Raw genomic sequence first — 23,717 nt, 5'->3', positions numbered from 1 at the left:
GTGAAGCCGAGCTTAACAAAATCGCCCCGCCGCTCCGGGCGCGACCGGGCAGGCGCCTCAGTCGCGCGGATACAGCGGCGGCAGCACGTCGCGCGACGGCCTGGCGGCCTTCGTCGCCGGGGTGCGCCAACGCGGTCCGCCGGCGAAGGCACGGCGCAGGCGGTCGCGCGCGGCGGCCACGTCCTCGCCGCGCCAGCGCGCACGTTCCAGCAGGTCCAGCGCTGCCTGCTGCTCCGGATCGGCCAGCTGCGCGCGCACCGCCTTCGCGCTGGTGGCCGGCACCGGGGCCAGCCGCCGCAGCAGATGGCCGATCTCGTCCAGGGCACCGATGTCCAGCGCGCGGCGCAACTCGCCCGCCGCCGGTGCCGGCGACGCGGTGCCGGCGGCGGGGACGGCGGTCGGCGACGCCCTGCGCCGCCAGGCCCATCCCGCCCCGCATGCCGCCAGTGCCAGGAGCGCCAGCGCCGCGGCGATCCAGCGATACCGGTGACCGAATGCCGCGGCGGGCGGCGCGCGGGCGGGCACGTCCCGCGCCGGTGCCGTCGCCCCGGCAGGCGGGGCCGGCGCCGGCCCCGCGCCGGCAACGGCGCTGCCGGGCCCGACGGCCAGTTCGAACGCCGGCAACGTCGCCCGGCGGGCCTGGCCGGCGTCCACGTCCCACCAGTCCAGCGCCATCGCCGGGATCGCCAGCGTGCCCGGCGCATCCGGGACCACCGCGTAACGTCGCGTCACCGTCAGCACCGGCACGGCCGCATCGAAACGCTCGTCGTATTGCTCCGGTTCCGGGAACACCTGCGCCCCGGCCACCTTTGGCACCGGCAGCCCCGGGAATTGGCTGTGCACGGCGCCGCGGGCCACCGCCCGCACCGTCAGGGTGAATGCCTGCCCGGCCGCGATCCGGTCCGGGCGGGCGCCGTCGTAGCCGAGCTGCAGCCCGTGCAGCGGCAACCACGGCACCGGCGCGGACGCGGGCTGCGCCTTCACCGCGAGCGTGCGCGCCGCACTGGCGGCGGCGACGCGCCCGTCCCCCGCCCCGCCGCCGAAGAAATCGTCGAACGGATCGCCGGCCACGCGTCCCTGGAAGCGGGCCGGCGGCACGGTCAGGCTGCCGCTGCGCTCGGGAATCAGCAGGAAACGCCGCTCGACCATGTTGTAGCGGCGGCCGTTGACTTCGCGCACGTCGTTGCGGTCCTCGCCCACGCGCTGCAGCGACGCCCCGGCCGGAGCATCCAGGTCGAGTTCCCCCGACGCCAGCGAGGTGGCGTAGTACAGCCGCACCACCACGCCCACGCTCTGCTGCACGTAGGGCGTGGCGTCGTCCACCGCGGTCTCCACGAACACGCGCCCGCCGGCGGTCGCGCTGCCGGCCGGCGGCGCGGCGCCGACCTTGAGCAGCAGCGGCGCGGTGTATTCGCCGCCCACCGCCACTGCCGGCACGGTCAGCTCGCCGCTGCGCTTGGGCGTCAGCTCCACCCCGTACAGCGAGGTGCTGTTGACCGTGCCGTTGGCCACGCTCACCTGGCGGCTGGAGCGGGTGGCGCCGACATCGAAATCGCGGCCCAGCGCGGAGAAGTCCGGCGCCGGGCCGGCGCGGTCGGTCTCGACGTTGAGGGTGACGGTGCCGCCCAGCGCCACTTCGCTGCGGTCCAGCCACGCGCGCACCGCCGCCGGCGCGGCCAGCGGCCAGGCCAGCACCAGCAGGAAGAGCCAGGCCCACGGGGCGGGACCGCGCTTCATGGCCCCTCCTGCTGGCGGCGCCGGTACTCGAGCTCGAACTTGTTGCGCAGCAGGCTGCCCGGATCATCGGGGATGCGCCGCAGCCAGGCCTCGTTGGCCTGGCGGCGCTCGCGCTGTTGGGCGCTCTCGGGCGCGGCGTGCTGCTGCTGGCCCTCGCCCTGCCCGCCATCCTGCTTGCGCGCCTGCGCGTCGGCCAGGGCCTGCTGCATGCGCTGGCGCTGTTCGGCGTCGGCCTGGCGCTGGTCGTGTGCGTCGGCCGGCTTGGGCTGGCCGTCCTTGCCGGAGGGCTGGCCGGCTTCGCGCCTGCCGTCCTGGCCGGGCGGATGGGCGCCTTCGGCACCGGAGCCGCCGGGCGTGGGCTGCGGCTGCCCGCCGCCGGAGGGCGGTGGTTTCTGGCCCTGCTTTCCTGGCGAGGCCTGCGGGTTCTGTTGGCGTTGCTGCTGCTCGCGCTTGCGCGCGGCCTCGACCGCGGCCCGGTTGGCGATGGCATCGGCCATGCCCGGATGGTGCGCCAGCGCCTGGTCGTAGGCGTGCAGCGCCTGGTCGTAGTGCCCCTGGCGGGCCAGCGCATTGCCGAGGTTGTACCAGCCCTGGTCGCTGTCCACCCTGGAAAAATCCGCCTGCGCGGCGGCGTAGTCGCCCTTGCGGTAGGCCTGCACGCCGCTGGCCAGGCGCCGCTGCTGCACCTGGTCGGCCCGACGCCACCAGGTGCCGCCCGGCTCGGCGGCGTGGGCCGGCGCCGGCATCGCCAGCGGCAACGCCAGCACCAGCACCATGGCCGCCAACCCGGCGCGGCGCCGGAAGGCGAGCAACCCGAGCAGCATCAGCGGCGGCAGCAGCCAGTAGCCCTCGTCGCGCCAGGCGTTGCCGCTGCGCGCATGCCCCTCGCCCTCGTCGGAAGCCGATGGCGAAAGCACGCCCAGGGCATGCAGGTCGCCATCGCCGGCCTGCAGGCGCGCGTAGCGGCCCCGGCCGTCGCGGGCAAGCGCGGCGAGCGAGGACTCGTCCAGGCGCGCCTCGGCCAGGCTGCCGGCGGCATCGCGATAGGCCGCGCCCTGCGGCGTCCCCAGGCCCAGCACCGAGGTCGCATAGCCCTGCGCGGCGGCCTGGCGCGCGGCGGCGCGCGCGTTCCCGTCGGCATGGTCGGTGACCAGCAGGATGCGCCCGTGCGGGAAGCCGGCCTGGCGCATCAGCTGCGCCGACCAGGCGATGGCGCGGTCGGCGCGCTGGCCGTCCACCGGCATCACCGCCGGCGAAAGCGCATCCAGGAACACCGCCACGTTCGCGGCATCGTCGGTCAGCGGCGCCACGGTGAAGGCCTCCTCGGCCCACGCCACCAGGGCCACCTCGCCGCCTTCGCGCTCGCGCAGCAACGTGGCCAGCTTGGCACGCGCCTGCAACAGGCGGGAAGGCGGCAGGTCGCCGGCCTGGGTGGCCGAGGAGAGGTCCAGCGCGATCACCAGCGGCGTGCGCACCTGCCACATCGGCTGGGCCTCCTGGCGCCAGGCCGGTCCGGCCAGCGCCAGCACCGCCAGCACATGCGCCAGGCACGCCAGCAGCAGCCCGGCCAGCGATGCGCGCCCGCCGCCGACCAGCACGTGCGGCGCCAGCGCGGGATCGACCGCGCCGCGCCACACGTCGGCGCGGCGCTGGCGCCAGCGCCACAACGCCACGCCCGGCAGCAGCGCGGCCAGCGCCCACAGCCATTCCGGGCGCAGGAAATGCAGCGCGTGCAGGAAGCCGTTCACCGCCGCCTCCCCGGGACCAGGAACGCGAGCCAGCCCAGTGCGAAGGCCGCGCCCAGCGGCCACGCATAGCGCTCGATGCGCGGACGCACCTGCGGTCCCTCGCTGCGCACCGGCTCGAGCCGGTCCAGCTCGGCATAGATCCCGGCAAGCTGGGCGGTGTCGCGCGCGCGGAAGAAGCGCCCGCCGGTGGTCTCGGCGATCTTGCGCAGGGTGTCCTCGTCCACCGGGTCGTCGCCCCCGCCGCTGACCGGGATCCCGAACAGGGAAAAGCCGCCGCCGTCGCCGCCCAGGGCCACCGTGTAGACGCGCACGTGCTCGTCGCGCGCCAGCTCCGCCGCGCGCAGCGGGTCGAGCACGCCGGCGGTGTTGACGCCGTCGGTCAGCACCACCAGCACGCGCTCGCCCTGGGCCTGCTCGCGCAGGCGCTTGACTGCAAGGCCGATGGCATCGCCGAGCGCGGTCTCGCGCCCGGCCAGGCCGACCACGCTGTCGCGCAGCTGCTCGCGCACGCTTTCCAGGTCGGCGGTCAGCGGCGCCAGCACGTAGGCGCCCTGGCCGAACACCAGCAGGCCGACGCGATCGCCCTGGCGGCGATCGAGGAAGTCGGCCAGCACCGCCTTGGCCGCAGTGAGCCGGTCGACCACGCGCCCGCCCAGCTGCATGTCCGGCTCGCTCATGCTGCCGGACAGGTCCACCGCCAGCATCATCTGCCGCGCCTGCCGCGGCGGCGCCACCGGCTCGCCCCACTGCAGCGGCCGCGCCAGCGCCGCGCACAGGCACGCCCAGGCCAGCCACGCCAGCACTCCGGAAAGATCGAAACCGCCGCGCAGCGCGCCGCCCTCGGCGATGGCGCGGATGCGCCCGGCATAGGGCACGCGCAGCGCCGGCACGCGGCTGCGCCAGGCCGGCAGCCAGCGCATCAGCACCGGCAGCGGCAGCACCAGCCAGGCCCACGGCCAGGCGAAGTCCTGCCGCAGGTCGATCGTCGCCAGCCAGGCCTGCAGCGCGTTCATCGGCGCCCCGCCATCAGCTGGACGAAGCGCGCACGCGCCGGTACGCGCGCGGCCTCGCCCTCGGCGGCGGCGACGTCCGCGCGGAAGCCGCCGTCGAGCAGCACCTTGCCGGGCCCCTCGCTGAAGGCGTGGCCCTTGCGTCCGTCGAGGAACCGCAGCCAGGCCTCGCCCTGCAGGCGGTCGGCCGCCGGATCCACCCGCCGCGCCGCGCGCCGCAGCAGGGCCGATGCGGCCGCCAGGCGCGCCACCGGCGTGGAGGCGTCCTGCCAGGCGGCATCGAACAACGCCTGCCATTGCGCCAGGCGCCGCTGCCGGCGCCGCCACCACACCGCGGCCGCGGCCAGCACCGCCACCAGCAGCAGCGCCAGCCCCCACCAGCCCGGCGCCGGCGGCCACCAGGACGGCGCCGGCGGCAGGTGCACGTCGCGCAACGGCAGCGAGGAGGCATTCATCGCGATGCTCCCATGGCCCGCGGCAGGCGCCAGGCATCGGCGGCGTCCGTCGTGGACAGCACGCCGACCTGCACGCCGCGCGCCGGCAGGGTATCGCGCAGCCGCTGCAGCGGGGCGACGAAGGCAGCCTCCCAGCGCGCGCGCACCGCCGGCGCCTTCAGGTCCAGGACCAGGCGATTGGCCCCGGCCAGGAATGGCAGGCTCGCCCGCGGCGGCTCCAGTTCCAGGGGATCGACCAGCAGCACCACCCGCACCTGCGCGTGCGCCGACAGTGCCGACCACTGGGCGTCCGGCACCCGCGCCGCGCCGGCGGGATCGGCCAGCACCAGCAGGCGCGAGCCCGGCCGCAGCAGGCGCCGCGCCCGCGCCAGCGTCGCCTCCAGGTCCGGCGCCGGCGCCCCCGGCGCGCCGTACCAGCGCACCAGCGCCTCCAGCACCCGCACTACCCCGCGCATGCCCGAGGCCGGGGCGACCGCCGGCTCCATCGCGCCGCTGCGCAAGGCGCCGATGCGATCGCCCTCGGCCAGCGCCACCCAGGCCGCCACCGCCGCCGCGCGCGCGGCCTGCACCGACTTGAAGCGCGTGCGCGTGCCGAAGTACAGCGCCGGCGAGGTATCGGCCACGATCAGGCTGAGGCGCTCGCGCTCGGCCTGGAACAGTTTGGTGTGGGTACGGCCGCTGCGCGCGGTCAGGCGCCAGTCGATGTGGCGCACGTCGTCGCCGGCGACGTACTCGCGCGACTCGGCGTATTCCATGCCGCGCCCGCGCAGCGCCGAGGGCGCCGGCCCGGACAGGCCATGCTGGCCGCGCCGGGCCTGCCCGGCCTTGCCGCCCAGGCTGCGCAGGGCAAGCAGTTCGGCCAGGGTCGGGCGCACGCCGTCGCCGGCGGCCGGCTCGCCTTGCGCGCGTGCGATGGGGTTCTGCGCGGGCATCGACGGCTCCGCCATCAGGGCAGCGGCACCCGCTCCAGCAGGGCATCGACCAGGCGGCCACCGTCCCAGCCTTCGGCCATGGCCTCGTAGCTGGGCAGGATACGATGGCGCAGCACGTCGGGCGCGACCGCGCGCACGTCGTCCGGCGTCACGTAGTCGCGGCCGGCCAGCCAGGCGCGGGCCCGCGCGCAACGCTCCAGGGCGATGGAACCGCGCGGGCTGGCTCCCCAGGCGATGCGCCGGGCCAGCTCCGGGTCGTAGCGGGCGGCATCGCGCGAGGCCAGCACCAGCTCGACCAGGTAGCGTTCCAGTTCCGGGGCCATGTGCAGTTCCAGCACCGCCCGCCGCGCGGCGAACACGTCCTCCAGCGACAGCCGCTGCGGCGCCGCGGCCGGGCGCGACTCCAGCAGGCCGAGGGCCTTCTCGCGCGCCAGCTTGAGAATGCGCGTCTCGGCCGAGGCGTCCGGATAGCCGATCTTCACGTACATCAGGAAGCGGTCCAGCTGCGCTTCCGGCAGCGGGAAGGTGCCCTCCTGCTCGATCGGGTTCTGCGTGGCCATGACCATGAACAGCTTGGGCAGCGCGTAGGTCTGGCGACCGGAGGTCACCTGGCGCTCGCCCATGGCCTCCAGCAGTGCCGACTGCACCTTGGCCGGCGCCCGGTTGATCTCGTCGGCCAGCAGGATGGAGTGGAAGATCGGCCCCGGCAGGAACTCGAAGCGGCCTTCCTGCGGGCGCCACACCTCGGTGCCGGTCAGGTCCGCCGGCAGCAGGTCCGGAGTGAACTGGACCCGGGCGAAGTCGGCCTCCAGCCGCACCGCCAGCGCACGGATCGCGGTGGTCTTGGCCAGGCCCGGCGCGCCCTCGACCAACAGGTGGCCATCGGCCAGCAGTGCGGTCAGCAGGCGCTCGACCAGCGCCTCCTGGCCGACGATCTCGGCCGAGAGCGCCTCGCGCAGGCGGATGAACCCCGAACGCAGGTGCTGCGTATCGACGGCGGCGGGGACGGCGGGCACTTCGACGGGCGGTTGGGTATCCATGGCGCCATTTGACTCGGCAAGGGGCGGTTGGTTCAACCCGCTCTGTTACGCGGCAAGGCGCAGCGGGCGGCCATCAACGCAACGGGGCCGCCCGAAGGCGGCCCCGTCCGTAGGTCCACGCGATGCGCGGTTGCGGCTCAGTTGCCGCCCGGCCGCTGCGCCACGCGCATGATCTTGGGGGTGACGAACACCAGCAGCTCGGCCTTGTCCTTGCTCTTGCCGCGCTTCTTGAACAGGTTGCCGAGGAACGGGATGTCGCCCAGGAACGGCACCTTGGAGATGCTCTCGCGGTCGGTGAACTCGTACACGCCGCCGATCACCACGGTCTGGCCGTCGTCCACCAGCACCGCAGTATTGATCTCGCGGCGGTTGATGACGGGCACCTGGCCATAGTCGCCCAGGTCCAGGTACGAATCGACCTCGTCCTTGTTGACCTTCATGTTCAGGAACACCCGGTCGTCGTTGGTGATGGTCGGGGTGACGTCCAGCTCCAGCATGGCTTCCTTGAACTGCACGTTCGGCGTGGCGGCGGTGCCGGCGGTGCCACCGGTGATGGTGACGTAGCCGACTTCCTTGCCCTGCTTGATGTGCGCCTCGCGCTGGTTGGAGGTCACCAGGCGCGGGTTGGAGAGCACTTCGCCGCGTCCCTCTTCCTGCAGCGCGGACAGTTCCAGGTCCAGGTTGAAGTTCTTGCCGAGCAGCGTGTAGGCCAGGCTCGGGACCGAGGTCCCGGTCGTGTAGGTACCGGCCGGCAGGCTCACGTTCAGGCCGCGCGTCGCCGCGGTGCCGCCGCCGACCGCCGAGCTGCCGACGGTGGCCACGTTGTCGCCGTAGGTGTGGGTGCCGCCGATGCCGAACTTGGCGCCCAGGTCGCGGGCGAAGGTGTCGGTGGCGATGACGATGCGGCCCTCGATCAGCACCTGGTCGACCGGGCGGTCGATGTGCGAGATCAGCTCGCGCATCTGCGCGACCTTCTTCGGGATGTCGCTGATCATCAGCGTGTTGGTGCGCTCGTCGGCGACGATGCGGCCGCGCGGGGACAGGAAGCCGTTGTCGTTCTGGCCGCCGCTGCCGCCACCGTTGCCGCCGCTGCCGCCGATCCCCTTGGCCTCGGTCAGCGCCTTGTAGATGGCGTTGGCCGAGTGGTAGTTGACGCCGATGTAGTCGGTGATGGTGTCCTCGCGGTTCTCGATGGCGATCCGCGCGTCTTCCTTGTCCTGCTCGTACTTGGCCAGCTCCGGCTGCGGGGCCACCCACACGACGCTGCCGTCGCGGCGCTTGTCCAGGCCCTTGGCGCGCAGCACGATGTCCAGCGCCTGGTCCCACGGCACGTTGATCAGGCGCAGCGTGACGTTGCCCTGCACGGTGTCGGAGGCGACGATGTTGAGGTTGGATTCCTCGGCGATCAGCTGCAGCACCGTGCGCACCGGCACGTCCTGGAAGTTGAACGTCACCGGCTTGCCGGTGTAGCCGCGCGCGGCCACCTTGGCCGCCGCCTGCTGCACGCTGGAGCCGCTGACCGCCCCGGTGGCGGCGACGCCCCGGCGCGGCGACACCTCGACCACGTACTCGTTGCCGCTCTGGTAGGCCAGCGACTCGAAGTCCGTGTTGGTGCGCAGCACCAGCTGCGTGCCCTTGCCTTCCGGGCGGGCATCGATGCGCTGCACCGGCGTGGCGAAATCGGCCACGTCGATGGGCTTCTGCCACTGTGCCGGCAGCGAGGCGTTGCCGACGTCGATCACCACGTCGCGGCCCTGGTTGCGCAGGTCCGGGGCAGCGCCGCTGCCGTCGAACTGCAGGACCAGGCGGCCGGCGCCGTCGTCGCCGCGCTTGAAGTCGATCTTCGACACGCTCACCCGCGAGGCGGTGGCGGGCTGGCCGCTGACCACGGCGGGCAGCGGCGACTGGGCCTGGGCCCAGAGCGGAGCCACCAGGGCCATGGCCAGGACCAGTCCGGCCACGCGGGCGCGGGCCATCGCCGGACGCCGGGCGGGAGGCAGGCGCAGGGCTTCGTTGCAAGTCATCGTGCTATCCCCCAATCCAATCATTGTTCATCCAGCGCCAGCGAAGCCGGCCTTTCCAGCCAGCCGCCCGCCCCATCGGACACCAGCTCCACCAGCTCGATGCCGTCCTCGCGGACTGCCGTCACCCGGCCATCGTTCTGCCCCATGTAGATCCCCGGCCGCACCCGGTAGGTCACCTTGTCCGGCGCCATCACCAGCCCGGTCAGGCCGGCGCCCTTGCCGAGCGTACCCACCATCTTCAGGCTGTCCAGCGGATAGGCTTCCAAGGGTTCCTTGCGCCGGTTCGGGTCCGGGCGCAGGCCGCTGCCGTCGTCCGGATTGGTCCAGGCATCGCTGAACGGGTCGCGCAGGCCCTGTGCGGAATACTCGAAGGTCTCGAACTGCTGCATCACCGGCAGCGGCTCCAGCGGCGGCGCCGGGCGCGCGCGCACCTCGGCCACCCAGGCCTTCAGGTTCGGCGCATCGCCGGGCGTGCTGGTGATGCCGCGGGCGCAGCCGCCGGCCACCAGCACCAGTCCCGCCAGGAGCAGGCCCCGGGAAGAACGCGAGCCGATCATGCCGCACCTCCCTTGCCGGCCGGCTTCTTGGCCTCGGCCGCGGCCTTCTCCTGCGCGGCGGTTTCGTCGTCGTCCAGGTAGCGGTAGGTCTTGACCGTGCCCGACAGTTCCAGGTCGCCGCTGCGCCCGGTGATCCCGCTCTTGGGATCCTTGGGCTTGAGGTTGATGTCGTGCATGGTCAGGATCACCACGCGCGGCAGCGAAGCCACGCCGCTGACGAAGGCGCCGAACTGGTGGTAGCTGCCGACCATGCGCAGCGCGATCGGCTTCTCCGCGTAGAACTCGCGCGGGGTCTCCGGGCCGGGCTGGAACAGCTCGTTGGCCAGGCCGCTGGAAAGCGCGGTCTGGGAGATGTCGATGATCAGGTCGGGCATCTCGGTCTTGCTGGGCAGCTGGCGCAGCATCTGCTGCAGCGCCTGCTCCATCTGCGCCAGCTGCTGCTTGAGCGGCTCCAGGTTGACCGCGCGTCCCTGTTCCTTCTCGAACGTGGCGCGCAGGTCGGTCTCCTTCTGCTCCAGGCCGGCCAGGTCCTCGCGCTCGCCGCGGATCAGCAGGAACCAGGCCATGACCACGATGAACAGGCCCACCAGCACGCAGAAGACGAGCTTGGCCTGCTGCGGCCAGCTGCCGATGTTGTTGAAATCCAGGTCGCTGATCTTGAATTTCTTGGCGCTCATGACGCATTCCCCTGCGCCGCGGCCTGGCCCTGCGGCGGGGTCTTCCCGTCGTCGGCCTTGGTCGCATTCGGATTGGACAGGTGCACGCTGAGGGTGAACACGTAGGGCAGCGACTTCAGGTCGCGCAGGGTCGCCCCGTCGCCCTTGTCGGCGCCCTTGGCCTCGATGATCGAGAGCTCCGGCTGGGTCATCCAGCCCGCCCCCTCCAGGTTGCGCATGTAGGTGCTCACCCGCGCGTTGGACTGGGAACGGCCCTGCAACGTGAGGATGTCGCCTTCCTGCTTGAGCGAGGTCAGCACCACGCCGTCGGGAATCGTGCGCACCAGCGAATCGAACAGGTGCACCATCTGCGAGCGGTTGGACTGCAGCTCCTCGATGACCTTCTTGCGCGCCAGCAGGCGGTCGCGCTGCTTGTCGAGCTGGTCGATCTCCTTGTTCTGCGCCTGCACCTTCTCGATCTCGGCCTGCAGGAACGCGTTGCGCTCGTTCTGGCCGTCGATCTGGCGGTCGTAGTAGAACCAGATCAGCGCCGAAAGCACCACGCCGGCCACCGCCGACAGGCCGAGCATCGTGTAGAACTCGCGCTGGCGCTGCTTGCGGCGCTCGGCGCGCCACGGCAGAAGATTGATCTTTGCCATCAGTCGAAGCTCCTCAGCGCCAGGCCGGTGGCGATCATCAGCGCCGGCGCGTCCTGCGCCAGTGCCTGGGCCTGCACCTTCTGGCCCAGGGTCATCTGGGCCAGCGGGTTGGCGACCACGGTCGGCACGCCCAGTTGCTCCTCGACCATCTCCGGCAGCCCGGCGATGGAGGCGCAGCCGCCGGCCAGCACGATCTGGTCGACGCGGTTGAACTCGCTGCCGGCGTAGAAGAACTGCAACAGGCGGCTGATCTGCTGGACCGTCGCCTCCTTGAACGGCTCGAGCACCTCGGCCTCGTAGTTCTCAGGCAGCCCGCCCTGGCGCTTGGCCATGCCGGCTTCCTCGTAGGTCAGCCCGTAGCGGCGCATCACCTCGTCGGTGAGCTGCTTGCCGCCGAAGATCTGCTCGCGGCTGTACAGGCTGCGGCCGCTGCGCAGGACGTTGAGCGTGGTCATGGTGGCGCCGATGTCCACCAGCGCGACCACCGCCTCCGGCGCCAGCGCCAGGTCCTGGGCGACCAGGCCGAAGGCGTTCTCGATGGCGAAGGCCTCGATGTCGATCACCTTGGCCACCAGCCCGCCCAGCTCCAGCGCGGACTGGCGCAGCTCGACGTTCTCCGAGCGCGACGCGGCCAGCAGCACCTGCACCATCTCGGGGTTGTTGGGGATCGGGCCGAGCACCTCGAAATCGAGGTTCACTTCCTCGATCGGGTACGGGATGTAGTTGGCGGCCTCCAGTTGGACCTGGGCCTCCATGTCGTCCTCGTCCAGGTCGGCCGGCATCGGGATCTGCTTGATGATCACGGCCGAGCCGGCCACCGCGGCCGCGGCGTTCTTGGCCTTGCTGCCCGAGCGCGCCAGCGCGCGACGGATCGCCTCGCCCACGGCCTCGACCTCGACGATGTTCTTCTCCACCACCGCATTGGGCGGCAGCGGCTCGACCGCGTAATGCTCCACGCGGTAGCGGTTGCCGCTGCGCGAGAGCTGCAGCAGCTTGACCGCAGTCGAACTGATGTCGACGCCGATCAACGGCGTCTGACTCTTGGGTATGAGCCCCACGGTAACTCCCCTTGCCGACGGGCACTACGAACTGGAATACGCATTCAGCGCCCGCGCATTAATAACGAGATCGCCGGATTTGGCAATCCCCGACACCCCAAGCCGGGATCCCCGTCCCGTCCTGGAAGCCGGATACCCCAACCCCCAATCCCCCGATTCGCCGGCACGGCCACGGCCGCGCCGGGCGTCATCTATACTCTGCGGCCGGAAAATTCGCAATCGGAACCCGTCGATGCCCCGTCTCCGCCGTTGGCTGCGCTGGCTGGCAGCCACGTTCGTCGTTCTCGTCCTGCTCGGGTGCCTGGCGGCCGGCGGCCTGTACTACGTCGTCGCCTCCAAGCTGCCGGACGTGCAGTCCCTGCGCAAGGTCGAGTGGCAGGAGCCGATGTACGTCTACGCCAGCGACGGCCAGCTGATGGCCGTGTTCGGCGAGATGCGGCGCTATCCGGTGGCCATCGACCAGGTGCCCGAGCGCCTGAAGCAGGCCTTCCTGGCCACCGAGGACGCGCGCTTCTACGAGCACGGCGGCGTGGACTACAAGGGCATCGCCCGCGCGGTCTGGCTGCTGGCCACCACCGACGCCAAGCGCGTGCCCGGCGGCTCGACCATCACCCAGCAGGTCGCGCGCCAGTTCTTCCTGAGCTCCGAGTACAGCTACACCCGCAAGCTGGCCGAGATCCTGCTGGCGCGCAAGATCGAGAGCGAGCTGAGCAAGGACGAGATCCTCGACCTGTACTTGAACAAGACCTTCTTCGGCAACCGCGCCTACGGCGTGGCCGCCGCGTCCGAGTACTACTTCGGCAAGTCCCTGGACCAGCTCGACCTGGACGAGATGGCCTCGCTGGCCGGCATCCCCAAGTTCCCCTCCAGCGGCAACCCGATCAGCAACCCCGAGCGCGCCCGCGAGCGCCGCGACTACTACGTGCTGCAGCGCATGGCCGACCTGGGCTTCGTCACCCAGGCCGAGGCCGACGCCGCCAAGGCGGTGCCGATGCATGCGCGCCCGCACGAACCGCCGGTGCAGGTGGACGCGCCCTACGTGGCCGAGATGGTGCGCCAGGAGATGATCGCCCGCTACGGCGGCGACGTGCTCGACCAGGGCTACCGGGTCACCACCACGATCGACGCCCGGCTGCAGGCCGCGGCCGAACGCGCCGTGCGCGACGGCCTGCTGCTGTACGACCACCGCCACGGCTGGCATGGCGCGGAACGCCACTTCGACCTGGCCGCCGACGCCACCGCGGCCGGCATCGCCGCGCAGCTGGCCGGCATTCCTTCCCAGGCCGGGCTGATGCCGGCCATCGTCGCCGCGACCGCCAGCGACGGCGGGGCGCGGGTGGTACTGGCCGACCGCCGCGAACTGGACCTGACCGCCGCCTCGAGCAAGTGGACCGGGCGCACCCCGGCCGCATTGCTCAAGCGCGGCGACCTGGTGCGCGTGCGCGCCGGCGAGGAGCGCATGAAGGAACCACAGTGGGTGCTCGACGAACTGCCGCGCGCGCAGGCCGCACTGGTGTCCCTGGATGCGGACAGCGGCGCGCTCAAGGCGCTGGTCGGCGGCTTCAGCTATGCCGGCAACAAGTTCAACCGCGCCACCCAGGCCCGGCGCCAGCCCGGTTCGAGCTTCAAGCCGTTCGTCTATGCCGCCGCCTTTGACAAGGGCTTCAACCCGGCCTCGATCGTGCTCGACGCCCCGGTGGTATTCCGCGACCGTCGCGGCAAGACCTGGTCGCCGCAGAACGACGGCGGCGGCTTCCGCGGCCCGATGCGCCTGCGCGAGGCGCTGGTGCAGTCGCGCAACCTGGTCTCGGTGCGCCTGCTCGATGCCATCGGCGTGGACTACGCGCGCAAGTACATCAGTCAGTTCGGCTTCGACGAGGCCGAACTGCCGCCCAATCTGTCGATGTCGCTGGGCACCGCCTCGCTGACCCCGCTGTCGGTGGCGCGCGGCTACGCCACCTTCGTCAACGGCGGCTCGCGCATCACCCCCTGGTTCATCGACAAGGTGAGCGACCGCGACGGCAAGCCGGTGTTCCAGGCCACCCCGGAAATGGCCTGCCGCAGCTGTGTCGGCACGGCTGCCGGCAACGCACCGCAGGCGCCCGAGAACCAGGTGGTGGACGGATTCAACTTCGGCAGCGCGACGCCGCCTGCGGCGGCCGGCGCCGCCACGGCCACCGTGCCGGCACCGACGCCGACACCCGCGACGACCGCACCGGGCTCCGCCGCGCCGCGCGCGATCGACCCGCGCACCGCCTACCAGCTGGTATCGATGATGCGCGACGTGGTCCAGCGCGGCACCGGCACCGCCGCCAAGGTGCTCGACCGCGCGGACGTGGGCGGCAAGACCGGCTCGACCAACGACCACCGCGATGCGTGGTTCTCGGGGTTCGGCGCGAACTACGTGACCACGGTGTGGGTGGGGCGCGACGACTTCCAGTCGCTGGGCTACCGCGAGTACGGCGGCAAGGCCGCGCTGCCGATCTGGATCGACTACATGCGCGTGGCGCTCGAGGGCCAGCCGCTGGCCGGCAACGATCCGCCGGCGGACATGGTCCAGGCCACGCTCAACGGCGCCACCGAGTGGGTCAAGGCCGAGGACCTGGACCGCCTGCAGCAATACGACGCCACCCAGCAGGATGCCCAGGACGAGCAGCAGGCCTTCGACATTTTCTGAACCGGCCCGGCGCGCGCCACGGACGGCGGCGCGCCCCGTCCCCGGGACCGGCACGGTCATGCAGGCGCCAGCGGGCCTGCGCTACATTGCCTGCTGGCACCATGCAAGGGGGACGATCGCCATGCACCGCGCCCGGCAACACGTCGAGATCCGCACGCGCGAGCGCCGCCACCGCGTCGCCCACGAGGCCGCCCGGCTGATGAGCGAGAGCGGCATCCACGACTACCACCAGGCCAAGCTCAAGGCCGCCAGCCGGCTGGGCATCCACGACGACGCCTCGCTGCCGCGCAACCGCGAGATCGAGCAGGCATTGCGCGAGTACCAGCGCCTGTTCGCCGGCCCCGGCCATGCCGGCGACCTGGTGCAGCGCCGCCAGGCTGCCGCGCGCGCCCTGGAGTTTTTCGCGGTGTTCTCCCCGCGGCTGGTCGGCCCGGTGCTGGACGGCACCGCCGACGCCAACGCGCCGGTGCTGCTGCAGCTGCACAGCGACGATGCCGACGCGGTGCAACGCTTCCTGGAGGAGCACCGCATCCCGGCCGAGTCGCGCGCGCGACGCCTGCGTCTGGACCGCAGCCGTACCGGCGACTTCCCGGTGTGGCGCTTCAGCGCCGAGGACCTGGTCTTCGACCTGACCGTGCTGCCCTACGACGCCCTGCGCCAGGCCCCGCTCTCGCCCGTCGACGAGAAACCGATGCCGCGCGCATCGCTCGCGCAGCTGCGCCAGTTGCTCCAGGACGGGGAGCCGCCCGCCGGCGATACGGCGCGTATTCCGGCGCCCGGCTAGCGGGGCGGCGCCTCTCGCTTCGCCCTGCCGCCGCGGCCCGGCCGCCCCGGATTGGTCGCCGTGGGTCGGCCGTTCGCGGGCATTCGCGCATCGTGCAGGCAGCCGCCGGAACGGATCCGGCGACCGGCGCCCATCCGCAGGCCCGGCCCGGAAGGCGCACCCGGTAGAAATAGTCGAAGTGGCCAAATCCGGCCGAATGCAATGCCCTCTTCCTCCTGACCGGACATGCCCTGCCTTGCCGGGCGCGACTGCTGACCGGACCGACCCGGCGCGCGAGGCACTGGAGCTCGCGCCCCGCACCTGCCGGTCGCGCCCCTGGCGGCTCGCCCGCACACCGCGCACGATCGCATCCGCATTTCGGCTCGTTCGGCGATCCCGCCGCGGACACCTCCCGCTCTCCCCGCAAGCCCGGACGACGCTACTCCCGGAAGGGAGCAACCGACACGGTTGCACGGGGCGCAGCCGCGGCTTGCCGGCACGTGCCCCACTGCCCGCGTTACCTGCCCGGGCCTGCCGGCGGCCGGCCATACCCATGCGATACCGCCCGAGGCGATGCCTCCCGGCGAGGGACACCCTGCAGAGGCACCCGTCGCCGGGCGCCAGCCCGCCTTCGGCCGCCGGGAAACCACGTGCGCGGCCGGAGACACGCCGCTTTCCCCGCGATGCCCACGTGGTGTTCCAGAAACGACGAAGCCGCGGACCAGCCGCGGCTTCGCAGGAACGGACGACAGCGCGTCGGGACTCAGCGCTGGTCGGCGGGCGTGTAGTCGCGCACGCCGGCACCGGTGTAGACCTGGCGCGGGCGGCCGATCTTCATTTCCGGGTCGACCTGCTGTTCCAGCCAGTGCGACACCCAGCCGGACGTACGGCCCAGCGCGAACATGACCGTGAACATCTCGGTCGGGATGCCCAGCGCCTTGTAGATGATGCCGCTGTAGAAATCGACGTTCGGGTACAGCTTGCGGGCGACGAAGTAGTCGTCCTTCAGCGCGGCCTGCTCCAGCTTGACGGCCACATCCAGCAGCGGATCGGTGACGCCGAGCTGGCCCAGCACCTTGCGGGTCATCTCGCCGATGACCTTGGCGCGCGGGTCGAAGTTCTTGTAGACGCGGTGGCCGAAGCCCATCAGGCGGAAGCCGGAGGTCTTGTCCTTGGCCTTGAGCACGGCGGACTCGACATTGTCGGCGCTGCCGATCTGCTCGAGCATCTTCAGCACCGCCTCGTTGGCGCCGCCGTGGGCGGGGCCCCACAGCGCGGTCACGCCCGCGGCCACGGAGGCGTACGGGTCGGCACCGGTCGAGCCGACCATGCGCACGGTCGAGGTCGAGGCGTTCTGCTCGTGGTCGGCGTGCAGGATGAACAGCAGGTCCAGCGCCTTGACCACCGCCGGGCTCACCTCGTACTTGCCGTCGGCCGACTCGAAGGTCTGCTTCAGGAAACGGCTGACGTAGTCCAGCGAGGTGTCCGGGCTGTTGGCCGGCAGGCCCTGGCCATGGCGATAGATCAGCGCCGACAGCGTCGGCACCTTGGCGATCAGGCGCACGGCGGCCTGGTAGCGCTGCTTGGCGTCGGCCAGGTCCAGCGAGGCATGGTATTCGGCCGCCAGGTGGGCGATCGCCGCGGCCAGGATCGCCATCGGGTGGGCATCCTGGGCGAAGCTGGAGATCAGCGTGTTGATCGCGGCGGAGACGGGGGCCTCGCGCGCCAGCTCGGCGTCGAAGGCCTCGAGCTGGGCGGCGGACGGCAGCTCGCCGTTGAGCAGCAGGTAGGCGACCTCGACGAAGCTGGACTTCTCGGCGAGCTGGTCGATCGGGTAGCCGCGGTACAGCAGCACGCCCTTGTCGCCATCGATGTAGGTGATCGCGGACTTGCAGCTGGCCGTGGCGGTGAAGCCGGAATCGTAGGTGAAAAGCCCCGTTTCCTTGGTCAGCTTGGAGATATCGACGCAATCGTTGCCCAGGGTGGGCTTGATCACGGGAAGGGCGACGGCTTTGTCGCCCGCGGTGAGGGTGACCTGATCAAGATCGGACACAGCGAACTCCTCGTGGAAGTCGCCTGCGCGGCATGTGCGACAGGCGCGGTGACAAGTCCATGGCCGTGCCATGGATCGCGCCATTATCGCATAGCAGCATAACCGCCGCCTTAGACTGAAGTCGTATTCACCCGGGGCCGCCTTGCGACTAGACGGCCTTGCCGCACCCCGCCCGTAAACGCAAAACGGCCGCGACTGGCGCGGCCGTCCTGTGCCACAGCGGAAGATCCGTCAGCGCGCGTAGCGCTTCTGGAACTTGTCGATGCGGCCGCTGGTGTCGATCACCTTGTGCTTGCCCGTGTAGAACGGATGCGAAGCGGAGGAGATTTCCACCTTGACCAACGGGTACTCCTGACCGTCCTCCCACTTGACCGTCTCCTTGGACGTCATCGTGGAGCGGGTCAAGAACTTGAAATCGGAGGTCACGTCGTGGAACACGACGTCGTGGTAATCAGGATGGATGTCGGCCTTCATGGTCGCGCACCGTTCAATTGCGACTGGACAAGCCGAGGATTATAGACAGGCCTGCCGGGTCCGTGCAAGCCCGGCAGGTCCGCGCACTCAGGCACCGACGGCGGCGGCCACCCGCGCCTCGAAGGCGTCCTGGCGATAGCGCACCAGCATCGCCGCATTGTCCGGCCGCCCGGTCTGGCGGTTCCAGTCGACCACGGTGGCGCCGCGGGTGAGGCGGCCATCCAGCTCGACCTGCAGCGGGCGCTCCTGGATTTCCTCGGCGTGCCCGGGGTCCAGCGCCAGCGCCATGGCCAGCGCGTCGGCGGCGAACCACAGCTCCCCGCGCCCGTCCTCCGACCACAGCCGGGTCTTGCGCGAGATCAGCTCGTAGAAGCGCGCGCGCGCGTCGTCGGCGGCCAGCCAGCGGTTGACCCGGCGGTGCGGCAGGCCATGGGCCAGCGTCGCCTCCCAGTCGGCCAGCTCGTAGCGCGGGAACGCCGACAGCACGATGTGCGCGGCCTCCGGGTCGAAGGCGATGTTGAACTCGGCCACCGGGGTGATGTTGCCGTGGCCGTGGATCGCCCCGCCCATCACCACGAAGCGCGCCACCCGCTCGGGCAGCGTGGGATCGAGCTTCAGCGCCAGGGCGATGTTGGTCAGCGGACCGAGCGCCACCAGCAGCAGGCGCCCGGCATGGACATGCGACAGCCGCAGGATCGCCTGCGCCGCGTGCTCGGCCTCGGCCTGGCGGGCCGGCGCGGGCAGGTCCACGTCGCCGAAGCCGTCGCGGCCGTGCACGTGGGCCGCATCCTCGGCCGGCAGCACCAGCGGGCCGGGACAGCCGGCGAACACCGGCACGTCCTCGCGCCCGGCCACCTCGCACAGCTTGAGCGCATTGCGCACGGTGTATTCCAGGCCGACGTTGCCGGCGGCGATGGTCAGGCCGACCACGTCGTGGCGGCGGTCGTCGAAGGCCATCAGCAGGGCCAGGGCGTCGTCGACACCCGGGTCGGTGTCGATCAGTAGCGGGATCTTCTGTTCCATCTCGTCGTCGTCGTTCGTATCGGCCGCCGAGTCTGGCATTGGCGGCCCGGGCCAGGCAACGCGCCGCCGGCGGCGTTCAGGCGGCGGCGTAGCGGGCGGCGCTGCCGACCCAGCGCTCCACCAGGCGTCCGGCCAGCTCCGGCGCGCCGGCCAGCATCTGGTCGGCCAGCGCGTGCACCTGCGGCAGCAGGTCGATGTCGCGGGCCAGGTCGGCGATGCGGAAACTGGCCAGGCCGGTCTGGCGGGTACCCAGCAATTCGCCCGGGCCGCGCAGTTCCAGGTCCTTCTCGGCGATGACGAAGCCGTCGCCGGTCTCGCGCAGGGTCTGCAGGCGCGCGCGCGCCATCGCCGACAGCGGCGGCTGGTACATCAGCACGCAGGTCGATGCCGTCGCTCCGCGCCCGACCCGGCCGCGCAACTGGTGCAACTGGGCCAGGCCCAGGCGCTCGGCGTTCTCGATGATCATCAGCGAGGCGTTGGGCACGTCCACGCCGACCTCGATCACCGTGGTGGCCACCAGCAGGTCGGTGTCGCCGCGCTTGAAGGCCTGCATCGCGCGTTGCTTGTCGGCCGCCTTCATGCGCCCGTGCACCAGGCCCACGCGCAGCTGCGGCAACTGCGCGGCCAGGGCCTCGGAGGTGGCCTGCGCGGCGCTGGCCACCAGTTCGTCGCTTTCCTCGATCAGCGTGCACACCCAGTAGGCCTGGCGCCCCTCGGCACAGGCCGCGCGGATGCGCTCGACCAGCTCGCCGCGGCGCTCGGCGCTGATGACGATGGTCCGCACCGGCGTGCGCCCGGGCGGCAGTTCGTCGATGGCCGACACGTCCAGGTCGGCATAGGCGGCCATGGCCAGGGTGCGCGGGATCGGCGTGGCGGTCATCACCAGCTGGTGCGGCACGCCATCGCGCTTTTGCCCCTTGTCGCGCAGCGCCAGGCGCTGGTGCACGCCGAAGCGATGCTGCTCGTCGACGATGGCCAGCGCCAGGCGATGGAAGTGCACGCCCTCCTGCATCAGCGCATGGGTGCCGACCACCACCTGGGCGCGGCCGTCGGCGACCTGCGCCAGGACCTCCCCGCGCGCCTTGCCGGTCACCTTGCCGGCCAGCCAGGCGACGTTGATGCCGAGCGGTTCCAGCCAGCCGCGCAGGTTGGCCAGGTGCTGCTCGGCCAGCAGTTCGGTCGGCGCGGCCAGTGCCGCCTGCGCGCCCTGCTCCACCGCCAGCAGCGCCGCCAGCGCGGCGACGACGGTCTTGCCGCTACCTACGTCGCCCTGCACCAGCCGCATCATCGGCTGCGGCCGCGCCAGGTCGCGGCGGATCTGCGCGAACACGCGCTCCTGCGCGCCGGTGAGGCGGAACGGCAGCCGCCCGCACAGCGCCTCGGCCAGGCGCCCGGGAGGATCGATCGCCATCGCCGGCCAGCGCTGCGCCGCCAGGCGCTGGCGGCGCAGGCTGAGGTGGTGGGCCAGCAGCTCCTCCATCACCAGCCGGCGCAGGGCCGGATGGCGGCCTTCCAGCAGCGCCGCCACGTCGGCATCGGCGGGCGGACGGTGGGCGGTGAGCAGGGCTTCGCGCAGCGGCGGCAGGCCGGCGCGGGCCAGCCAGTGCGGCGGCATCAGCTCGAGCAGGCCGCCTTCGGGGAGGCGATCCAGCGCCTGCCCGATCAGCCGCCGCAGGGCGACCGGGCCGATGCCCTCCACGGCCGGATAGACCGGATCCAGGCGCTGCCCGAGCGCCTCGTCCTCGTCCTCGCCCAGCACCCGGTAGCTTGGATGCACCATTTCCAGGCCGTGCTGGCCGGGCTTGGGCGTGCCGTAGCAGCGCACCCGCGCGCCGACCGCGAACTGCGCGACCTGGGCGGCGCGGAAATGGAAGAAGCGCAGCACCAGCGTGGCGTGCGACGCATCGGCCAGCGCCACCCGGAGCATCGGCCGGTAGCGGAAACCGCGCTCGATCGCCTGCACCCGCCCTTCCACCTGCGCCGGCACGCCCGGCCGCAGGGCGGCGATGGGTTCCAGCCGGGTGCGGTCCTCGTAGCGCAGCGGCAGGTGCAGCCACAGGTCCTGCAGGGTGAGCAGGCCGCGCGCGGCCAGCTTGGCGGCGATGCCCGGGCCCACGCCCGGCAGGGAGGTCAGTGGCGCCCGGCCGGCCTCGGCCAGCACGGGCGCGGGCGGCGGCCTGCGCGGCATCGCGTCAGTCGAGCACCATGGTCGCTTCGACCTCGAAGCGCGCGCCCTTGGGCAGGGCCGCGACCTGGATGGTCGAGCGGGCCGGGAACGGCGCCTTGAAGTAGTCCTGCATCACCGCGTTGACCTGCGCGAATTCGCCCAGGTCGGTCAGGAACAGGCCGACGCGGACCATCTTCTCCAGCGAGCCGCCGGCCGCCTCGGCCACTGCCTTGAGGTTGTCGAACGCCTGCCGCGCCTGCGCCTCGATGCCGCCGGCGACCAGCTCGCCGGTGGCCGGGTCCAGCGGGATCTGGCCGGAGAAGTACACGGTGCCGCCGGCCTTGACCGCCTGCGAATACGGGCCGATCGCGGCCGGGGCACGGTCGGTGTGGATGATGTCGGACATGGAAGACTCCGCGGTCTCGGGAATGGGGCCGACCATTCTATCGGCCCGGCCCGCGTGGCGGCCGCCCGGCGCTCATGCGGACTGCTGGCGGCGCACGCTCTGCACCACGTGCAGGCGGCGCAGCCGGCGCATCACCTCGGCCAGGTGGTTGCGGTCGCGTACCTGGACGGCGAAGCGCAGCACCGCGGCATTGACGTCGCGGTCCAGGTAGTCCACCCGCTCGATGTTGGACTGGCTCTGGGCGATGGCCGCGGCCAGCTGCGCCAGCACACCGGTGCCGTTCTCCACCTCCACCACCAGCGAGCTGTCGTAGTCGCCCTTGACCTCGTTGTCCCAGCCGATCGGCACCCAGCGCTCGGGCGATTTGCGCAATTCGGCCAGGTTGGGACAGTCCAGGCGGTGCACCACGATGCCCTTGCCGGCCGTGTGGTAGCCCATGATCTCGTCGCCGGGGATCGGCTGGCAGCAGTTGGCGAAGGTGATCACCCCGCGCTCGCTGCCGTCGATCAGGATCTTCTCGTGCGAGTGGCCCGCATGCAGGCCCGGGCGCAGCTCGGCGCGCGCCAGCAGCGCCTGCGCGGCCTGGTTGGGCATCCAGTTGCCCAGCGCCACGTCGGCCAGCAGTGCCTCCAGGCGCGGGTACTTGTGCTCGGCCAGGAAGGCGTCCAGCCGCCCCTTGGGCAGGCGGTCGAGCGAGGAATCCATTTCCTCCAGCGCGCGGTCGAGCATGCGGTGGCCGAGCTGCACGGCATCCTCGTGCTCGAGCTGCTTGAGCTGGTGGCGGATGGAGGTACGCGCCTTGGAACTGACCACGAACTCCAGCCACTGCGGCTTGGGCGTGGCCGACTTGGCGGTGATGATCTCCACCGTCTGCCCGCTCGACAGGCGCGTGCGCAGCGGCACCAGCTTCTTGTCCACGCGCGAGGCCACCGCGCGGTTGCCGACGTCGGTATGCACCGCGTAGGCGAAGTCCAGCGCCGTGGAATTCTTCGGCAGCGCCAGGATCTTGCCCTTCGGCGTGAACAGGTAGACCTCGTCGGGGAACAGGTCGACCTTGACGTTGTCGAGGAACTCCAGCGAGGAATCGGCGGCGCGCTGCGACTCGATCAGCTCCACGATCCAGGCGTGGGCGCGGCTCTGCGCGCTGTTGGGCGCGTCCTCGCCGAGCTTGTAGGTCCAGTGCGCGGCCACGCCGCGCTCGGCGATCAGGTCCATCTCCTCGGTCCGGATCTGCACCTCGATCGGCGAGCCGTAGGGACCGAACAGCACGGTGTGCAGCGACTGGTAGCCGTTGGCCTTGGGGATGGCGATGAAGTCGCGGAAGCGCCCGTCCAGCGGCTTGAAGGTGGCGTGCACCGCGCCCAGGGCGTGGTAGCAGTCCGGCACGCTGCCCACCACCAGGCGGAAGCCGAACACGTCCATCACCTGGTCGAAGCTCTTGTTCTCCTCGCGCATCTTCGTGTAGATGCTCCAGGGCGTCTTGATCCGGCTGATCAGGCGGTGCTGCAACCCTTCCCGGGCCAGGCGCTGGGACAGCATCACCTCCACCTGCGCCATCGCCTCGCGCCGCACCACCGGCTGGCTGCGGATGTGCTTTTCGATGATCGCGTGGCGCCACGGGTGCAGCGCGCGGAAGCCCAGGTTCTGCAGCTCGGACTTGACCAGGCTCATGCCCAGGCGCTGGGCGATCGGCGCGTAGATGTCCAGCGTTTCGCGGGCGATGCGTTTGCGGGCCTCCACGCTCTGCGCGCCGAGCGTGCGCATGTTGTGCAGACGGTCGGCCAGCTTGATCATGATCACGCGCAGGTCGCGCGACATCGCCAGCAGCATCTTGCGGAAGCTTTCGGCCGCCGCTTCCTGGCGGTCGCGGAACTTGAGCTTGTCCAGCTTGGTGACGCCGTCCACCAGCTCGGCCACGGTCTCGCCGAACTCGGCGGCCAGTTCCTCGCGGGTGAGCGGGGTGTCCTCAATGGTGTCGTGCAGGATCGCCGCGATCAGCGCCTCGGCGTCCAGCCCCAGTTCGGCCAGGATCCGCGCCACCGCCACCGGATGGGTGATGTACGGCTCGCCGGACTTGCGGGTCTGGCCGGCGTGCGCGGCGGCGCCGACCTCCCAGGCGCGGCGCAGGCGCCGGAGCTGCTCGGCCGGCAGGTAGGCGGCGGCACGCTCCAGCTCGAGCACATAGTCGGGCACCGCCTCGCCGGGGGACGAAACGGCCGGTGCGCTTGCCTGGGCGGACGGGCCTGGGTTCATGATCGAAGCCTATGACAGCGGCGTT

At 71.8% G+C, this 23,717-nt stretch carries 19 protein-coding genes; 2 read left to right on the top strand and 17 right to left on the bottom strand.

Features of this window, described 5'->3' with window-relative positions; all coding sequences use genetic code 11:
* Positions 1–57 precede the first annotated feature (57 nt).
* From BN3794_RS05055 to BN3794_RS05005, 11 genes are all read right to left on the bottom strand, one after another.
* Positions 58–1,737, bottom strand: a complete 1,680-nt coding sequence (locus BN3794_RS05055) for a BatD family protein (protein WP_066094278.1) — start codon at positions 1,735–1,737, stop codon at positions 58–60.
* Positions 1,734–3,485, bottom strand: coding sequence for a tetratricopeptide repeat protein (locus BN3794_RS05050; RefSeq protein ID WP_078059601.1), 1,752 nt, complete (start codon positions 3,483–3,485; stop codon positions 1,734–1,736). Before BN3794_RS05050 ends, BN3794_RS05055 begins: the two co-directional genes overlap by 4 nt.
* Complete coding sequence (locus BN3794_RS05045; RefSeq protein WP_066094275.1) at positions 3,482–4,498, bottom strand: vWA domain-containing protein; 1,017 nt, start codon at positions 4,496–4,498, stop codon at positions 3,482–3,484. The genes BN3794_RS05050 and BN3794_RS05045 overlap by 4 nt, the downstream gene beginning before the upstream one ends.
* Positions 4,495–4,950 (bottom strand): DUF4381 family protein, encoded by a 456-nt coding sequence (locus BN3794_RS05040; protein WP_066094270.1) that lies wholly within the window; start codon positions 4,948–4,950, stop codon positions 4,495–4,497. The genes BN3794_RS05045 and BN3794_RS05040 overlap by 4 nt, the downstream gene beginning before the upstream one ends.
* Positions 4,947–5,882 carry a DUF58 domain-containing protein gene (locus BN3794_RS05035; protein ID WP_147675658.1) on the bottom strand — a complete coding sequence of 312 codons (936 nt, stop codon included), beginning with the start codon at positions 5,880–5,882 and terminating at the stop codon, positions 4,947–4,949. The genes BN3794_RS05040 and BN3794_RS05035 overlap by 4 nt, the downstream gene beginning before the upstream one ends.
* Before the next feature lie 14 nt (positions 5,883–5,896).
* A complete protein-coding gene (locus BN3794_RS05030; RefSeq protein WP_066094260.1) occupies positions 5,897–6,922 on the bottom strand; it encodes an AAA family ATPase in 1,026 nt (341 codons plus the stop codon).
* 137 nt (positions 6,923–7,059) lie between these two features.
* Complete coding sequence (locus BN3794_RS05025; RefSeq protein ID WP_066094257.1) at positions 7,060–8,946, bottom strand: type IV pilus secretin PilQ; 1,887 nt, start codon at positions 8,944–8,946, stop codon at positions 7,060–7,062.
* Between the two features lie 20 nt (positions 8,947–8,966).
* Positions 8,967–9,503, bottom strand: coding sequence for a pilus assembly protein PilP (locus BN3794_RS05020; protein ID WP_066094255.1), 537 nt, complete (start codon positions 9,501–9,503; stop codon positions 8,967–8,969).
* The gene (locus BN3794_RS05015) at positions 9,500–10,180 is read right to left on the bottom strand and encodes a type IV pilus inner membrane component PilO (protein WP_066094252.1); all 681 of its coding nucleotides are present in this window, start codon (positions 10,178–10,180) and stop codon (positions 9,500–9,502) included. The genes BN3794_RS05020 and BN3794_RS05015 overlap by 4 nt, the downstream gene beginning before the upstream one ends.
* Positions 10,177–10,818 (bottom strand): PilN domain-containing protein, encoded by a 642-nt coding sequence (locus BN3794_RS05010; RefSeq protein ID WP_066094249.1) that lies wholly within the window; start codon positions 10,816–10,818, stop codon positions 10,177–10,179. Before BN3794_RS05010 ends, BN3794_RS05015 begins: the two co-directional genes overlap by 4 nt.
* Positions 10,818–11,876, bottom strand: a complete 1,059-nt coding sequence (locus BN3794_RS05005; protein ID WP_066094247.1) for a pilus assembly protein PilM — start codon at positions 11,874–11,876, stop codon at positions 10,818–10,820. Before BN3794_RS05005 ends, BN3794_RS05010 begins: the two co-directional genes overlap by 1 nt.
* Positions 11,877–12,108: 232 nt before the next feature.
* On the opposite strand from BN3794_RS05005, the gene BN3794_RS05000 reads away from it, so the two are divergent.
* Together BN3794_RS05000 and BN3794_RS04995 are read left to right on the top strand one after the other, a co-directional pair.
* Positions 12,109–14,553, top strand: a complete 2,445-nt coding sequence (locus BN3794_RS05000) for a penicillin-binding protein 1A (RefSeq protein WP_066094244.1) — start codon at positions 12,109–12,111, stop codon at positions 14,551–14,553.
* Positions 14,554–14,674: 121 nt separating this feature from the next.
* Complete coding sequence (locus tag BN3794_RS04995; protein ID WP_066094240.1) at positions 14,675–15,337, top strand: hypothetical protein; 663 nt, start codon at positions 14,675–14,677, stop codon at positions 15,335–15,337.
* Between the two features lie 742 nt (positions 15,338–16,079).
* Here the strand turns inward: BN3794_RS04995 and BN3794_RS04990 are convergent.
* The 6 genes from BN3794_RS04990 to BN3794_RS04965 form a co-directional block, all read right to left on the bottom strand.
* Positions 16,080–17,369: a citrate synthase gene (locus BN3794_RS04990; RefSeq protein ID WP_066094236.1), complete on the bottom strand. Its 1,290-nt coding sequence runs from the start codon at positions 17,367–17,369 to the stop codon at positions 16,080–16,082.
* A gap of 231 nt (positions 17,370–17,600) precedes the next feature.
* Positions 17,601–17,843 carry a type B 50S ribosomal protein L31 gene (locus tag BN3794_RS04985; RefSeq protein WP_066094233.1) on the bottom strand — a complete coding sequence of 81 codons (243 nt, stop codon included), beginning with the start codon at positions 17,841–17,843 and terminating at the stop codon, positions 17,601–17,603.
* 87 nt (positions 17,844–17,930) lie between these two features.
* Positions 17,931–18,866, bottom strand: a complete 936-nt coding sequence (locus BN3794_RS04980; protein WP_066097015.1) for a nucleoside hydrolase — start codon at positions 18,864–18,866, stop codon at positions 17,931–17,933.
* A gap of 76 nt (positions 18,867–18,942) precedes the next feature.
* Positions 18,943–21,054 carry an ATP-dependent DNA helicase RecG gene (gene recG, locus BN3794_RS04975; RefSeq protein ID WP_066094230.1) on the bottom strand — a complete coding sequence of 704 codons (2,112 nt, stop codon included), beginning with the start codon at positions 21,052–21,054 and terminating at the stop codon, positions 18,943–18,945.
* A 4-nt stretch (positions 21,055–21,058) separates the two neighbouring features.
* Positions 21,059–21,439: a RidA family protein gene (locus BN3794_RS04970; protein WP_066094227.1), complete on the bottom strand. Its 381-nt coding sequence runs from the start codon at positions 21,437–21,439 to the stop codon at positions 21,059–21,061.
* A gap of 72 nt (positions 21,440–21,511) precedes the next feature.
* Entirely contained in the window at positions 21,512–23,692 is a 2,181-nt protein-coding gene (locus BN3794_RS04965) for a RelA/SpoT family protein (RefSeq protein ID WP_066094224.1), read from the bottom strand.
* Between the last annotated feature and the right edge of the window lie 25 nt (positions 23,693–23,717).

It is taken from the genome of Xanthomonas massiliensis, from assembly GCF_900018785.1.
Lineage (GTDB): Bacteria > Pseudomonadota > Gammaproteobacteria > Xanthomonadales > Xanthomonadaceae > Xanthomonas_B > Xanthomonas_B massiliensis.
The sequence above is the reverse complement of the archived record's forward strand: the minus strand, read 5'-3'. Positions and strand labels throughout refer to the sequence as shown.